The organism is Bradyrhizobium sp. USDA 3240 (genome assembly GCF_054063295.1).
Genome location: NZ_JBSSGD010000002.1, coordinates 8,526,205 through 8,541,261, shown reverse-complemented (window position 1 = coordinate 8,541,261; position 15,057 = coordinate 8,526,205). Strand labels below are relative to the sequence as shown.

At 64.0% G+C, this 15,057-nt stretch carries 13 protein-coding genes and 1 pseudogene; 5 read left to right on the top strand and 9 right to left on the bottom strand.

All coding sequences use genetic code 11. The features are described from left to right. Positions 1–8 precede the first annotated feature (8 nt). The 3 genes from ACVIGA_RS40725 to ACVIGA_RS40715 form a co-directional block, all read right to left on the bottom strand. Positions 9–1,328: a homoserine dehydrogenase gene (locus ACVIGA_RS40725; RefSeq protein ID WP_173643386.1), complete on the bottom strand. Its 1,320-nt coding sequence runs from the start codon at positions 1,326–1,328 to the stop codon at positions 9–11. Between the two features lie 38 nt (positions 1,329–1,366). Further along, positions 1,367–2,587 (bottom strand): LL-diaminopimelate aminotransferase, encoded by a 1,221-nt coding sequence (locus ACVIGA_RS40720; protein ID WP_375780821.1) that lies wholly within the window; start codon positions 2,585–2,587, stop codon positions 1,367–1,369. A gap of 215 nt (positions 2,588–2,802) precedes the next feature. Next, positions 2,803–3,090, bottom strand: a complete 288-nt coding sequence (locus ACVIGA_RS40715) for a hypothetical protein (protein WP_223967826.1) — start codon at positions 3,088–3,090, stop codon at positions 2,803–2,805. A gap of 294 nt (positions 3,091–3,384) precedes the next feature. Between ACVIGA_RS40715 and ACVIGA_RS40710 the strand changes: the two genes are divergently transcribed. Both ACVIGA_RS40710 and ACVIGA_RS40705 read left to right on the top strand, forming a co-directional pair. Continuing rightward, complete coding sequence (locus tag ACVIGA_RS40710; protein ID WP_223967827.1) at positions 3,385–5,193, top strand: PHA/PHB synthase family protein; 1,809 nt, start codon at positions 3,385–3,387, stop codon at positions 5,191–5,193. A gap of 73 nt (positions 5,194–5,266) precedes the next feature. Further along, positions 5,267–5,665 (top strand): MAPEG family protein, encoded by a 399-nt coding sequence (locus ACVIGA_RS40705; RefSeq protein WP_223967828.1) that lies wholly within the window; start codon positions 5,267–5,269, stop codon positions 5,663–5,665. Positions 5,666–5,706: 41 nt separating this feature from the next. Here ACVIGA_RS40705 and ACVIGA_RS40700 read toward each other — a convergent pair whose 3' ends face one another. The 6 genes and pseudogenes from ACVIGA_RS40700 to ACVIGA_RS40675 form a co-directional block, all read right to left on the bottom strand. Further along, positions 5,707–6,300: a class I SAM-dependent methyltransferase gene (locus ACVIGA_RS40700; protein ID WP_456670462.1), complete on the bottom strand. Its 594-nt coding sequence runs from the start codon at positions 6,298–6,300 to the stop codon at positions 5,707–5,709. A gap of 16 nt (positions 6,301–6,316) precedes the next feature. Then, positions 6,317–7,297, bottom strand: coding sequence for an N-acetyl-gamma-glutamyl-phosphate reductase (gene argC / locus ACVIGA_RS40695; RefSeq protein ID WP_456670461.1), 981 nt, complete (start codon positions 7,295–7,297; stop codon positions 6,317–6,319). Between the two features lie 121 nt (positions 7,298–7,418). Continuing rightward, entirely contained in the window at positions 7,419–8,465 is a 1,047-nt protein-coding gene (argC, locus tag ACVIGA_RS40690) for an N-acetyl-gamma-glutamyl-phosphate reductase (RefSeq protein ID WP_456670460.1), read from the bottom strand. After that, on the bottom strand, positions 8,465–9,136 hold the full coding sequence (locus tag ACVIGA_RS40685) for an FMN-binding negative transcriptional regulator (protein WP_456670459.1): 672 nt from the start codon (positions 9,134–9,136) through the stop codon (positions 8,465–8,467). The genes argC (ACVIGA_RS40690) and ACVIGA_RS40685 overlap by 1 nt, the downstream gene beginning before the upstream one ends. Positions 9,137–9,499: 363 nt before the next feature. Beyond that, positions 9,500–10,490, bottom strand: a pseudogene (locus tag ACVIGA_RS40680) (MBL fold metallo-hydrolase). Positions 10,491–10,642: 152 nt separating this feature from the next. Next, complete coding sequence (locus ACVIGA_RS40675) at positions 10,643–11,173, bottom strand: DedA family protein (protein WP_223967834.1); 531 nt, start codon at positions 11,171–11,173, stop codon at positions 10,643–10,645. A gap of 188 nt (positions 11,174–11,361) precedes the next feature. Here ACVIGA_RS40675 and ACVIGA_RS40670 point away from each other — a divergent pair, with 188 nt between their 5' ends. The 3 genes from ACVIGA_RS40670 to ACVIGA_RS40660 all read left to right on the top strand — a co-directional run bounded on the left by ACVIGA_RS40670 (position 11,362) and on the right by ACVIGA_RS40660 (position 14,939). Continuing rightward, positions 11,362–11,730 carry a hypothetical protein gene (locus ACVIGA_RS40670; RefSeq protein WP_456670458.1) on the top strand — a complete coding sequence of 123 codons (369 nt, stop codon included), beginning with the start codon at positions 11,362–11,364 and terminating at the stop codon, positions 11,728–11,730. 128 nt (positions 11,731–11,858) lie between these two features. Then, positions 11,859–13,919: a DNA topoisomerase IV subunit B gene (gene parE, locus ACVIGA_RS40665; protein WP_375780811.1), complete on the top strand. Its 2,061-nt coding sequence runs from the start codon at positions 11,859–11,861 to the stop codon at positions 13,917–13,919. 228 nt (positions 13,920–14,147) lie between these two features. Further along, entirely contained in the window at positions 14,148–14,939 is a 792-nt protein-coding gene (locus ACVIGA_RS40660; protein ID WP_456670457.1) for an outer membrane protein, read from the top strand. Positions 14,940–15,057 lie beyond the last annotated feature (118 nt).

Sequence of the window (15,057 nt, the reverse complement as noted above, 5' to 3'; positions counted from 1 at the left end):
GCCATGCGCTAGTTTTTCTCGATCCGGATCACCTGCGGCCGGCCGCTGATGACCTTATCGCGCTGCACTGCGGCCAGCGCACGATGCACCGCATCCTCGCTGGTCGCATAGGTAATCAGAATGACCGGGACCGGTGAAGGTTTTTTGGCCGCACCGTTCACATCGACGCCATCCGGGTGCCGTTGCACGATGGACTCCAGAGATATCTTCTGTTCCGCGAGCCGGGTGGCGATTGTTGCGGCAGTGCCTGCAAGATCGCGCGCCATCAGGCGGATATAGTAGCCACCCTCGTGGCGTTCCATCGGCGCCTTGGTGGTGTCCCGCAAGCGCTCCACCGGACGGCCGAACGGCTTGGCGCGGATGCCGCGGGCGACGTCGGCGATGTCGGCGACCACGGCCGAGGCGGTCGCGCCGCCGCCGGCGCCGGGGCCGACCAGCGTGATCGGGGGAATCCCCTCGCCGTCGATTGCGACAGCATTGGTGACGCCCATCACCTGCGCGATCGAGGATGATTTCGGCACCATGGTCGGGTGCACGCGCTGCTCAATGCCCTTTGCCGTGCGCACGGCAACGCCGAGCAGTTTGACGCGGTAACCGAGTTCCGCGGCGGCCTTGAGGTCTTCCGGCGTGATCGAGGAGATGCCTTCGACATAGACCGCGCTTTCGGCGACCTTGGTTCCAAAGGCAAGGCTCGCCAGGATCGCCAGCTTCTGCGCGGTGTCATGACCATCGACGTCGAATGACGGGTTGGCTTCGGCGTAGCCGAGTCGCTGGGCGTCCTTCAGGCATTCCTCAAACGACAGACCTTCCTGCTCCATCCGGGTCAGGATGTAATTGCAGGTGCCGTTGAGGATGCCATAGACGCGGTTGACGCTGGTGCCGGCGAGGCCCTCGCGCAGCGTCTTGATGACCGGGATCGCCGCACCGACCGCCGCCTCGAAATTCAGCGCGCCGCCGTGCTTTTCGGCGGCGGCGGCGAGCCGCAGCCCGTGCTTGGCGATCAGCGCCTTGTTGGCGGTCACGACCGACTTGCCGGCCTTCAGCGCGGTCTCGATCGCGGACAGCGCGGGATCGCCGGCGCCGCCCATCAACTCGACGAAGCAGTCGATATTGGGATCTTCGGCCAGCGCCTGCGGGCTCTTCGCCCAGGCGATGCCGCGCAGGTCGAGGCCGCGCTTCTTGGCTTTCGAGCGCGCCGTGACGGCGACGACGCGAATACCGCGGCCGCTGCGCTCGGCCAGCGCCCGTCCTTGCGTTTCGATGAGGCGGACGACATCGGCACCGACGGTGCCGAGCCCCGCTATGCCCACGTTCAGGGGTGCGACCATGGAATTAAGGGACCTGGAGATTAAGCAACCTGGAAGGATTAGCGTCGGTTGGCGAGAGGAACGACGTTGTGCAACGTTTCGATGCCGCTTTCAAGGAAGCGGCGCACGCCGCGCGCGGCCTGCCGGATGCGCTGCTCGTTCTCCACCATCGCGATGCGGACATAGCCTTCGCCATGTTCGCCGAACGCAACGCCGGGCGACACCACGACGCCGGATTTCTCCACCATCAGGGTCGCGAACTGCATGCTGCCGACCGCCTCGAACGCCTTGGGCAGCGGCGCCCAGGCGAACATCGAGGCCTGCGGCGGCGGAATGTCCCAGCCGGCGCGGCCAAATGACTCAACCAGCGCGTCGCGGCGCTTGCGGTAGGTGTCGCGCATCTCGCGGATGCAGTCGTCGGGACCGTTCAGCGCGGCGGTCGCCGCCACCTGGACCGGCGTGAAGGCGCCGTAGTCGAGATAGGATTTGACCCGCGCAAGTGCCGCGATGATGCGCTCATTGCCGACCGCAAAACCCATGCGCCAGCCGGCCATCGAGAACGTCTTCGACATCGAGGTGAATTCGACGGTGACGTCGATCGCACCGGGCACCTGCAGCACCGATGGCGGCGGATTGCTCTCGTCGAAATAGACTTCGGCGTAGGCGAGATCGGACAGGATGAAGATGTCGTGCTTCTTCGCGAACGCGACCAGATCCTTGTAGAAGTCGAGGTCGGCGACATAGGCGGTCGGGTTCGACGGATAGCAGACGATCAGCGCGATCGGCTTCGGAATCGAATGCTGGATCGCCCGTTCGACCGCCTCGAAGAACTGCGGCGTCGGCTCCGATGGCACCGAGCGGATCACACCGCCCGCCATCAGGAAGCCGAACGCATGGATCGGGTAGCTCGGATTCGGGCACAGCACGACGTCACCGGGCGCGGTGATCGCCTGCGCGACGTTGGCGAATCCCTCCTTCGAGCCGAGCGTCGCAACCACCTGGGTATCGGGGTTCAGCTTGACGCCGAAGCGGCGCGCATAATAAGCGGCCTGGGCCTTGCGCAGGCCGTTGATGCCACGGGAGGCCGAGTAACGGTCGGTCCGCGGCTTGCCCAGCGTCTCCTTGAGCTTCTCGATGACGTGGGCCGGGGTCGGCAGATCCGGGTTCCCCATGCCCATGTCGATGATGTCGGCCCCGGCATTGCGCGCGGCCGCCTTGGCCTGGTTGACCTTCTCAAAGACGTAAGGCGGCAGACGGCGAATGCGGTAAAAATCTTCCATGGGACCCTTGCTCCGACAACCGCGATGCCAGAATCGTCCCCCTTGGTAGATTTGCGGAAGCCGGCTCGGCCTCTTACAGAAATCGCACTGAATCAATGACTTAGAGCGAATTCAGGCGCACGATCGGGGGGCTGCGGCCGGATCTGCGGTTGAATTGGGTTTCTTTTAGCACGGACGCTGGGCGGCGCCAGCGCTGATCGGCCAAACTGGCGCGCTCACTTCCCGCTTTGGGCGGCCGTCGCGGCCTGAGCCTGTGCCTGGCGCTCACGCGCGGCAACGAGCTCCTGCTCGATCTTGGCCTGATCCGCCGGCTTGATCGTCGGATCGGCGCGGTCGGGCGGAAGGTCGTGGACCGGGAGGTAGCCGTTGGCGTCCTTTTGCCGCGCCGGCGCATCGGCCGGCATGGCCATATCGGCAATCGTGCTCGAGCACCCGCTCAGCGCCAGCATCGACGCGAGCAGCGCTGCGGCCGCGAGCCCCCTGTTCATTCGATCGATCGGCATGCGCCGAATTGTCCCCAACAAGCTAGCGCGCACGTCGCACATTGCCGACACGGGTCGCACTGGTACGAGCCTTGCAGCGTCCCCGCTGCATCTAATCCTGGCTTTAGACGTTTCAAACCATTGTCGCCCGAAACGCTTAAAGCGTGCACAACAAAAGCGACCCCTGAGGCTTCAATATGACGGAACAAAGATTTTTTTATCGCACCGCAACAGAGCGAAACATCGGCTTTTGACCGATTTTCGCTACCGCACCGCGCGATGACGCCCCCCCAACGACACGATATTGTCCCTCAGATGAGCAACGTCAGTACCGACACCCAAGCCACCCCGAAATTCAACGCCGAAGCCTTCGCCATGAACATCGCCCGGGCGATGGAGAGCAGCGGCCAGGCGCTGGCGGCCTACCTCAAGCCGCGCCAGACCGGGGAAGTCCGCGACAAGCCGCCGAACGAACTCGGTGAGGTCATCAAGACCTTCAGCGTGATCGCCGAATACTGGCTCGCCGACAAGGAACGCGCCTCGTCGCTGCAGATGCAGCTCGGCAAGGATTACCTCGATCTCTGGGGATCGGCCGTGCGCCGCATGGCCGGCGAAGCCGACGCCAAGCCCGCGATCGCGCCGGCCCCGCGCGACAAGCGCTTCCAGGATCCGGAGTGGAAGTCGAATCAGTTCTTCGACTTCATCCTCCAGCTCTATTTGCTGACCGCGAAATGGGCGCAGCAGCTGGTCCACGACGCCGACGGGATCGATCCGCATACACGCAAGAAGGCCGAATTCTACGTCCAGCAGATCACCAACGCGCTGGCGCCGTCGAATTTCGTGCTGACCAATCCGGAAGTGCTGCGCGCTACCGTCGAGACCAATGGCGACAATCTGGTCCGCGGCATGAAGATGCTGGCCGAGGATATCGAGGCCGGCCACGGCACGCTGCGGATCCGCCAGTCCGATTCGAGCAATCTCGAGGTCGGCATCAACATGGCGACGACGCCGGGCAAGGTGATCTACCAGAACGACCTGATGCAGCTGATCCAGTATTCGCCGGCGACGGAGAACGTGCTGCGCACCCCGCTCCTGATCGTGCCGCCATGGATCAACAAGTTCTACATCCTCGATCTGCGCCCTGAGAAATCCTACGTCAAATGGTGCGTCGACCAGGGCATCACGGTGTTCGTGATCTCGTGGGTCAATCCGGACAAGGAGCTCGGCAAGAAGACCTGGGCCGACTACATGGCCGAGGGCCCGCTCACGGCGATGGACGTGATCGAGAAGGTCACCGGCGAGTTGAAGGTGCACACCGCCGGCTATTGCGTCGGCGGCACCATGCTCGCCTCGACGCTGGCCTACCTTGCCGAGAAGCGCCGCCAGCGCGTGACCTCGGCGACGTTCTTTGCCGCGCAGGTCGACTTCACCCACGCCGGCGATCTCCTGGTGTTCGTCGACGAGGACCAGATCTCGGCGCTGGAACGCGACATGCAGGAATCCGGCGTGCTCGAAGGCAGCAAGATGGCGATGGCCTTCAACATGCTGCGCTCCAACGACCTGATCTGGTCGTATGTCGTGAACAATTATCTGAAGGGCCAGCCGCCCTCCTCGTTCGACCTGCTGCACTGGAATTCGGACGCGACGCGGATGCCGTCGTCGAACCACTCCTACTATCTGCGCAACTGCTATCTGGAGAACCGGCTGTCGACCGGCACGATGGTGCTCGACAACACGCTGCTCGATCTGTCGAAGGTGAAGGTGCCGGTCTACAACCTCGCGGCACGCGAGGATCACATCGCGCCGGCGGAATCGGTGCTCTACGGTTCGCAGTTCTTCGGCGGCCCGGTGAAATACGTGCTGTCCGGCTCCGGCCATATCGCCGGCGTGGTCAATCCGCCGGCCTCCAAGAAGTACCAGTACTGGACCAACGACAACATCAAGGACATGAAGCTCGCCGACTGGCTAAAGGGCGCCGAGGAGCACAAGGGTTCGTGGTGGCCCGACTGGCGCGGGTGGCTGGAAAGCCATGATCCGGAGACGGTGCCGGCACGCATGGTGGGCTCGAACGGGGCGTCGGTGCTCGAGGACGCTCCGGGCAGCTATGTCCGCGTCCGCGCGTAGCGCGAGTTCTTCCGCTCAGCTATAAACAGATGGTCCCGACGGTCGGGAATCGAATTCACTTGAGGGGGAGACGATGACGCGCGAACTGTTCTGGCTGTCGCTGACGGTGATCCTGACCGGGCTGCTGTGGGTTCCCTACATCATCAACCGCTGCCAGGTGCGCGGCCTCTCCGGCGCCATGGGCAATCCATCGCGCACCGACAAGCCGCACGCCGAATGGGCCAACCGGCTGATGTTCGCCCATGACAACGCGGTCGAGAACCTCGTGATCTTCGCGCCGCTGGTCTTGATCCTCAACGCGGCAGACTATTCCACCAAATGGACCGTGCTGGCCTGCGCCGTGTATTTCTGGGCCCGCGTCGCGCATCTGATCGTCTACACGCTCGGCCTGCCGGTGTTCCGCACCCTCGCCTTCACGGTCGGCTTCATCGCGCAGGCGGTGCTGGCGCTCGCGATCTTCAAGATCCTCTAAGCGACACATTCGCGCCGGCGGCGGTCACGGCCGCGCCGGCGCTATTCCTCGTCTTTCCGCACCACGATATGCAGCATCGTCGCGGGCGCCTCATCGAAGCTCTTGATCTCGCTGGTGTCGGACGAGACCTGGAGCCAGGCTCCTGACGCGGCGTAGGTCGCCGCCAGCCAGTCGGCCGCGGGATAATTGTAGTAGCGTCCGATGCTGTCGCGGCCATCGCCGTGGCCGACCTTGTAGCTCGCGTAGAAGATGCCGCCGGGTTTCAGCGCGCGATGGATGCGGCCGAGGATGCCGGCCAATTCGTCGCGCGGCACATGCAGCAGGCAGGCGCTGGCCCAGACGCCGTCATAGGCCCCACGATCCTCGAGCTCATCGAACAACATCGCCTCGACAGGATGGTTGATGCGGCGCGCCGCGACCTCAGCCATCTCGGGTGAACCGTCGGTCGCGCGCAGCACGAAGCCTTCGGCAAGCATGACCGCGGCATGATTGCCGGCACCGCAGCCGAGTTCGAGGATCGCGCCGCCCGGCGGCAGCAGCTTGAGAAAAGCTGTCAGCCGGGCGGACGGTGCTTTCGTCCACCCGGCATAGGCCTCGGCATTGCGCCGGTAGAATTGCAGCGTGGCGTCGTCCACGATGCGCCCCTCGCCGTCAGCTGTCGGAAAGCCCAAGCATCAGCCGCATGTTCTGCACCGCGGCACCCGAGGCGCCCTTGCCTAGATTGTCGAGCCGGGCGACCAGCACGGCCTGGCGGTGCTTGTCGCTGGCGAAGACATAGAGCTCGAGCTGGTTGGTCTCGTTGAGCGCTTCAGGCTCGATCCGCCCGTCCTTCACCGCTTCGTTCTGCAGCGGCATCGCCAAGACGTGTTTGCTGCCGGCGTACCACTTCGCCAGCACAGCCTGCAGGTCGGCACCATCAGGCTTACCCGGCAGCGCATCGAGTTGCAGCGGCACCGAGACCAGCATGCCTTGCCGGTAGTTGCCGACCGACGGGACGAAGAGCGGCCGCCGCGTCAGATGCGAGTAGAGCTGCATCTCCGGCACGTGCTTGTGCTCGAAGCCGAGCCCATAGAGATGGAATGCCGGCGCCGAGCCGTCCTCGAAGCTCGAGATCATCGTCTTGCCGCCGCCCGAATAGCCGCTCACCGCGTTGATGGTGACGGGATAGTCGGCCGGGAGCAGGCCGCCGTCGACGAGCGGCCGCAGCAGCGCGATCGCACCGGTCGGATAGCAGCCGGGATTGGAGACCTTCGGCGCGTTGCGGATCTTGTCGGCCTGGTCGGGCGCGAGTTCCGCGAAGCCATAGGCCCAGTCGAGCGCGACCCGATACGCCGTCGACGCGTCGAGCACCTTCGGCGCCGAATTGCCCATCGTGTCGATCAGCGCGACGGTTTCCTTGGCGGCCTCGTCAGGCAGGCAGAGGATTACGAGATCCACCTCCTCCATCAGCGCGCGCTTGGCAGCGGCATCTTTCCGCTTGTCCTCGGCGATGTGCTTGACCGCGACGTCGCCGATCGTGTGCAGCCGCTCCTGGATGCCGAGGCCGGTGGTGCCTGAGCCGCCATCGACGAACACGGTCGCCTTGGTCGCACCGCTCCTGGTTTTCGGCTGGTTGGTGTCGGTGACGGTCATGGCATGGTCCTTTCGAGATCGTTCGTTTCGTTTAACACATCTGGCCGCGCCTGCGCTGCCAACGGGGATGGGCAGTTACCCCTGGATTGAGCGCACCCTCGCCCACGACAACAACCCCTGCTTATGGAAACAGCGCGATCTGCTCCAGTCCGGTGGTTTCAGGCAAGCCGAACATCAGGTTCATGTTCTGGATCGCCTGTCCGGCCGAACCCTTCACAAGATTATCGAGCGTAGAGAGCACGATGGCGCGGTTCTTGATCCGGTCGGCGACGACGCCGATCTGAACGTAATTCGAGCCGCGTACGTTCTGCGTTTGCGGCAGCACGCCCTTCTTCGTCACATAGACGAACGGCTCGTTGGCGTAGACCTTTTCCAGCTCGGCACGCAAATCGTCCGGCGTAGCCCCATTGAGCTTGACATAGGACGTGCAGAACTCACCTCGCGCCATCGGAATGAGATGCGGGGTGAAGTTCACTGTCACAGCCGAGCCAGCGGCTGCGCCGATCTCCTGCTCGATCTCCGCCGAGTGCCGATGGCTTCCGATCGAATAGGGCGACAACCCTTCGCCGGCCTCGCTGAACAGCGTGTTCTGCTTCAGTCCGCGTCCGGCGCCGGTGACGCCGGACTTTGCGTCGATGACGATGTCGTCGACGTCAATCAGCTTTGCCTTCGCCAGCGGAACAAGCGCCAGCAGCACCGCCGTCGGATAGCAGCCGGGACAGGCCACCAGCCGTGCGGCCGTGACCTTCTCGCGGTAGAGTTCGGTCAGCCCATAGACGGCCTCGTCCTGCAATTCGAGCGCCCGGTGCTCGTGGCCGTACCATTGCGCGTAGCTGTCTTTGTTGCGCAGCCGGAAATCCGCGGACATATCAAGGATCTTGATTCTGGGATTGGCTTTCAGCACCGCGGCGATGATCTCTTGCGTCGTCCCGTGCGGCAGTCCGCAGAACACGGCATCGAGCCGCGTCCAGTCGACCTTTTCCCATTCCACGAGTTTTGGCAGGTCGAGCATGAAGAAGTGAGGAAACACCTCGCTCATCGCCTTGCCGGCATGGGTGTTGGCGGTAAGCGCGGTGATTTCGGCATTCGGGTGCCGCGCCAACAGGCGCACCGCGTCGGCGCCGGTGTAGCCGGACGCGCCCAAAATTCCGATTTTCTTCTTCGTCATTACTCGCTCCTCGGAAGCGTAGTCATCTCGGCCTGTATCGTCGCGAAAGCCTGCGGGCGCACCTCACGCATCAAAGCCGCGATGTCCCGGGCACCGGCTTCGGCCTGCAATGCGAGCGCGTTGCCGACCGCCGCGAAATCGGTTTCAGACTTGTGCTGGTTCAGCTTGAAGCTGCCCTCCACCCCTTCCACCGTCATCTCGAGGCCCACGATGGCCTTCTTCATGGTTTCCAGCCGCGCAGCGGTCATCTTGCCCGACACCCACGGCTTTTTCGGCAGCAGCCGATCCTCGAACTTGGCGCTCAGCACGTCGATCTGAACGGCCAGTTCCTCGTCCGACAGGGTCCGCACCGTCCCGGTCAGATGCACCGCCTGATAAAGCCAGGTCGGCACTTGATCGGGCGACACGTACCAGTCCGGCGACACATAGGCATCCGCGCCGGTGACGGCCAGCAGCCACGGGCTCCCGTTCGCCAGCTTTACCAGCGGATTGTGACGGGCAACATGAAACAGCGCCCGCGGCGTGCCGTCGGCGGCGTAGGTCAAATAGAACGGCAGCGCCGAGGCGATCGGTTTGCCGCCGTCGCACGCGCAGACGATGCCGAAACCGCGCGCTTCCGCGAACGCAAGGCTCGCGGCGCGGTCAGGCTTGAAAGGCGGTGGCGTATACATGGTCGAAGCTCCTGCATGACGAAGGAGCCGCCAGATCGAACCGCGTGTCTTTTTCAGGAGAGCGCCGCGGGATCGGATCCGGCGGCAGAGGCGATGGTCTTAAACGCGAGCGACCGCCCATACCGCGAGAATGCGGCGGCGACGGGCGATGATGATGGTCGCGGCGTTGATCATGGGCGCGGCTATAAGGCCGCGCCCGTTTTGCGTCAAGATGTTGCTTGTCATTTCGGGGCGCGCGCCCTGCCCGCGAACCTCAGATGCGCAATTGCGCATCGGGGAATCCAGCGATTGCGGCGCGAGATTCCGGGTTCGATGCTACGCATCGCCCTCAGGTGCGCCATTGCGCACCGGGGAATGACGGACCTAAATGGCCGGATTCCACGGCGCCGGCACGACGCGGTAGCCGTTGCCGTCCTTGACCACATTGCCGAGGCCCGGGAACGGATAGTGGAAGCCCTGCACCTGGAGCCGCTCTGCGACCACCATGTCGTAGATACGGCGGCGGGTCTTCTCCGCGACGTCGCCGTCCTGGTCGAAGAACGCATGCCAGCCGGGATTGGCCGCGAACAGGTTCGGATTGTTGGTGACGTCGGACTGGATGAAGACCTTGTCCGGACCCGAGGCCAGCACGTAAGAGGTATGGCCCGGCGTGTGGCCGACGGTCTCGACCGAGGTCAGGCCCGGTGCGATCTCCTTGCCCCATTCATAGGGCGTGACCTTCTTCTTCAGGCCGGCCTCGAAGATGTTGCGGTTGTTCTTGAACAGGCCCGCCATGCGGCCGGCCGGCGCCCGGCTCATCTCACCGTCGTCCATCCAGAACTTCCATTCGGTCGCCGGCACCAGCACCTCGGCGTTCGGGAATGCCGGCGTGCCCTCGGCCGTCAGCAGGCCGTTCACGTGGTCGCCGTGAAAGTGCGAGATCACGACCATGTCGACATTCTTCGGATCGAAGCCGGCCGCGACGAAATTGTCGGCGAACAGGCCATTGGCCCCCTTCGTGCTGGCCTTCGCCAGCGCGCCGTTGCCGGTGTCGATCACAACCAGCTTGCCGCCGGTGTTGAGCACCAGCGGCGCGAACCAGATCGACACCATGTCGCGCGGGCATGAACGCCTTCTCCAGCGCCGCGTTGACATCGTCCCGCTTCGCATTCGGGATGAAGGCATCTTCCAGTTTGAAGACGTTCTTGCCGTCAGACACCACGGTGACCAGGATGTCGCCAACCTTGTAGCGATAGAAGCTCGGCGCCTGCTTGTCGGCGGCGGGCGCTGCCGCGGCCGCGGGAACGGCTGATAACAACGGTGCGGCGGCGATGCCGGCAGCACCTGCGAGAGCGTGACGTCGTGTCAGATCCATCTGATGTCCTCCCAGTGAAGAAATGATGCGCCCGGCGGAGCCGCGTCCGCTGTGGTGAGTTTTGCTCAGCGTTTTGACAGTCGCGTGAAGACGGCTGTGCGAGCAATTGTTCTTCCGCTAACCCCTGCATCGCAGCGATATTCCTGACTTCGTTACACCACCCGCCACATCCACTCGACGACCTGGCCGATGACGTCGCCGAACAGCAGCAGCGCCGCCGACCAGACCAGGGCGGAGACGAAATTGGCGATCTGGAATTGCCAGTACGACATCTCGAAAATGCCGGCCGCAAGCGGCACCGAGGCACGCAGTGGGCCGAAGAAGCGGCCGATGAAGATGCTGGGCACGCCCCAGCGCTTCACGAAGGCCTCGCCGCGCGGCAGGATCTCCGGATAGCGCGACAGCGGCCACATCTGCGCGACCTGCTCCTTGTAGCGATAGCCGAACCAGTAGGAGACCCAGTCGCCGAGCGCGGCGCCGATGCCGCCCGCGATCCAGATCGGCCAGAAGCTGATCCCGCTGACGCCGATCAGGGCACCGATCGCAACCAGCGCGCCCCAGGCGGGCACCAGCAACGAGATGAAGGCGAGCGATTCAGCGAACGCCAGCAGCATGACGATCGGAGCGGCCCAGGCCTGGTGATGGCGGACGAATTCGGCCAGGGCCCGCGTAAAGTCTTCCATCTCGTCGAGTGCCTTCCGCTCCGTTGAAAACCGAATGAACCTTTGTAGCGGCACGCAGCCTAAGAACAGGTAAGCCAGCCCATTGCGTGACATCAAGTCACAAAGGCGGGGATCGAACGTGATTTCCCGTAAGGCCCCTGCGGTCCGGGCTGGCTGGCATCTCCCTCATAAGAAAAAGGAATCACTTGATGATCGGGTCACTGATGATGTGCGTGGGCGTTCTCGTCTTGCTGTTCGGAATGCTCGCGGGCATCGTTATGGGTATCCAGCACGACTTCACGTTGGGGCCGGCGCATGCGCATCTCAATCTCGTCGGCGGCGTGCTGCTGTTCCTGTTCGGCCTGTATTACCGGCTGGTGCCGCCGGCGGGAGCCATGTTGCTCGCCAAAATCCAGGGCTGGCTGCATATCGTCGGCGGCATCCTGTTTCCGGCCGGTGTGGCCGCGGTATTGCTGAAGGGTCCCGCGTTCGAGGCCGCGCCGATCGTCGGATCGCTGATGGTGGTCGCTGCCATGGCCCTGTTCACGGTCGTTGTATTCCGCACCTCGCGGGCGTAAGCGCAGGCTCCTATCTACACAGGCGGGCGGGCCTTCACGGCGCGGCCGCCCCCATTTGGCAGCCCATCCGTGGCATAGTCAGAGCAACCGATTCGCTGCGCCGTGACTGGCGCGCCACTTGAAGAACCATGACCAAACCATTGAAATCAAACGCCAAAAGTAAATCTGCCGACGACCTGTTCGGAGCCCCGGAGCCGAAGGGACGCGCCCCGGCGAAGGCTGCTTCCCGGCCCACGGGAGGCGCTGAAGCCGGCTATACGGCGGCTGATATCGAGGTGCTGGAGGGGCTGGAACCGGTCCGCCGGCGCCCTGGCATGTATATCGGCGGCACCGACGAGAAGGCGCTGCACCACCTGTTCGCCGAGGTGATCGACAATTGCATGGACGAGGCGCTCGCCGGCCACGCCACCTTCATCGACGTGGAGATGACCACCGACGGCTTCCTGACCGTGACCGACAATGGCCGCGGCATTCCGGTCGACCCGCATCCGAAATTCCCGAAGAAGTCGGCGCTCGAAGTCATCATGTGCACGCTGCATTCGGGCGGCAAATTCGACTCCAAGGTCTACGAGACCTCGGGCGGTCTGCACGGCGTCGGCGTCTCGGTGGTCAACGCCCTCTCCTCGCGGCTCGAGGTTGAGGTCGCGCGCAGCGGGCAGTTGCATCGCATGACGTTCGAGCGCGGCCATCCCAAGGGCAAGCTCGAAGACCTCGGCAAGGTCAACAACCGCCGCGGCACGCGGATTCGCTTCAAGCCTGACACCGACATCTTCGGCGCCAAGGCGGCCTTCAAGCCGCAGCGTCTGTTCAAGATGACGCGCTCGAAGGCCTATCTGTTCGGCGGCGTCGAGATTCGCTGGCACTGCGACCCGGAGTTGCTGAAAGGCGTCGAGGACGTCCCGGCGGAAGCCAAGTTTCATTTCCCCGGCGGCCTGAAGGATTATCTCGCCGCGGCGATCCACGCCGACACGCTGGTGCATCAGGATATCTTCTCCGGCAAATCCGGCCGCAGCGGCGCGCATGGCGCGTGCGAATGGGCGGTGGCCTGGACGGCCGATGCCGACGGCTTCCTGTCGTCCTACACCAACACGGTGCCGACGCCCGATGGCGGCACGCATGAATCGGGCCTGCGCAGCGCGCTGCTGCGCGGCTTGAAGGATCACGCCGAGCGCGCCGGCCAGGGCAAGCGCGCAGCCTCCATCACCTCGGAAGACGTGATGGTGGGCGCGGCCGTGATGCTCTCGGTGTTCGTGCGCGAGCCTGAATTCCAGGGCCAAACCAAAGACCGCCTCGCCACCGCCGAAGCGCAGCGTATCGTCGAGCAGGCGATGAAGGATCCGTTCGACCACTGGCTGTCAGGCAATCCCAACCAGGCCAACCGGCTGCTCGACTTCGTGATCGACCGTGCCGAGGATCGGCTGCGCCGCCGCCAGGAAAAGGAAACCGCGCGCAAGACCGCCGGCAAGAAACTGCGCCTTCCCGGCAAGCTCGCGGATTGCTCGGATGCCGGCACCGAAGGCTCCGAACTCTTCATCGTCGAAGGCGACTCGGCCGGCGGCAGCGCCAAGCAGGCGCGCGATCGCAAGACGCAGGCCGTGCTGCCGCTGCGCGGCAAGATCCTCAACGTCGCGTCCGCCGGCAAGGACAAGCTGACCGCCAACGCGCAGCTCTCCGATCTGGTGCAGGCGATCGGCAGCGGCACGCTCGCGCACTATCGCGAAGAGGATCTGCGCTATCAGCGCATCATCATCATGACCGACGCCGACGTCGACGGCGCGCACATCGCATCGCTTCTGATCACCTTCTTCTACCGGCAGATGCCGCGGCTGATCGACGAGGGACATCTCTATCTCGCGGTGCCGCCGCTCTACAAATTGAAGCACGGCACCAAGTCGGTCTACGCCCGCGACGACGCCCACAAGGAAGAGCTGCTCAAGAGCGAATTCAACGCCAACGCCAAGGTCGAGGTGAATCGCTTCAAAGGCCTCGGCGAGATGATGCCGGCGCAGCTCAAGGAAACCACGATGGATCCGGCCAAGCGCACGCTGCTGCGCGTGGTGCTGCTTGCCGACGATCGCGAGGGCACCGCCGACTCGGTTGAGCGGCTGATGGGCACCAAGGCGGAAGCCCGCTTTGCCTTCATCTCCGACAAGGCCGAATTCGCGAGCGACGATCTGCTTGACGTCTAGGGTCTAACCGACTGATTTGGAATGATTTTCCGGCCGCCTCCAGATTGGGGCGGCCGTTTTCATTCGCGTATTCGGAGAGCGTCTGCGGTTTCGTTTTCGGGCGGTTGTGTCTCACCCGCAACAGCATTTCCGACGGAACCACGTATAGTCCTGACATGAATTTCGGGAATCGGTGCCATCGCGTCCCCGTCAGCGCCCCGATCGAACGCTAAAGTCGAGGATTTGGATATGAAGAAGATTTTGCTCGCTCTGACCGCGGTTGCTGCGATGACGGGTTCCGCGTCGGCTGCCGATCTGGGCGCCCGCCCCTACACCAAGGCTCCGGCCCCGATCGCAGTCGCTCCGAGCTGGACCGGCTTCTACATCTTCGGCGGTGGCGGCGGCGGCGTCTGGGACGCTGACACCGGTGTCCAGTCGACCGTCACGGGCGCGCCGATCCTCGGCTTCAATCAGCGCCAGGGCGGCGATGGCTGGTACGGCACCGTCGGTGCTGGTTACGACTGGCAGACCGCCAACAGCTGGGTCCTCGGCGTGTTCGCCGACGGTCAGTTCGGCAGCCTGAAGGGCACGATCCAGGATCAGGGTCCGTTCGTCGCCGGCTCGATCAAGAATGACTACAGCTGGGCCGCCGGTGCGCGCCTCGGTTATCTGGTCGCTCCGAACGTTCTGTCCTACGTCAATGCCGGCTACTCCAGCTCGCACTGGAAGGGCACCACGCTGTTCAACACCGCGACCGCACTTCCCTCGGGCCTGCACACCAACGGTTTCGATCGCAGCGGCTGGTTCGTCGGCGGCGGCGTCGAGAACAACCTGAACATCTTCGGCATCACCGCGCCGGGCTGGTTCATGAAGACCGAGTACCGTGCTGCCTACTACGACAGCAAGAACATCTCGGAACTCGCCGACGTCACCAACATCTCGAATGGCCGCGACATCACCTTCAAGCCGCTCGTCCAGACCATCAGCACCTCGCTGGTCTATCGCTTCAACTGGACCGGTCCGGTTGTTGCCAAGTACTGATCCCTGCTGATCCAGCAGACGAAGAGCCCCGGCATTGTCCGGGGCTTTTTTGTTGCCTGAACACGTTCGAGAACAACCTCGCTCGCACGCCTCTTCGCGCAGGGCCGACCGGCCGCGC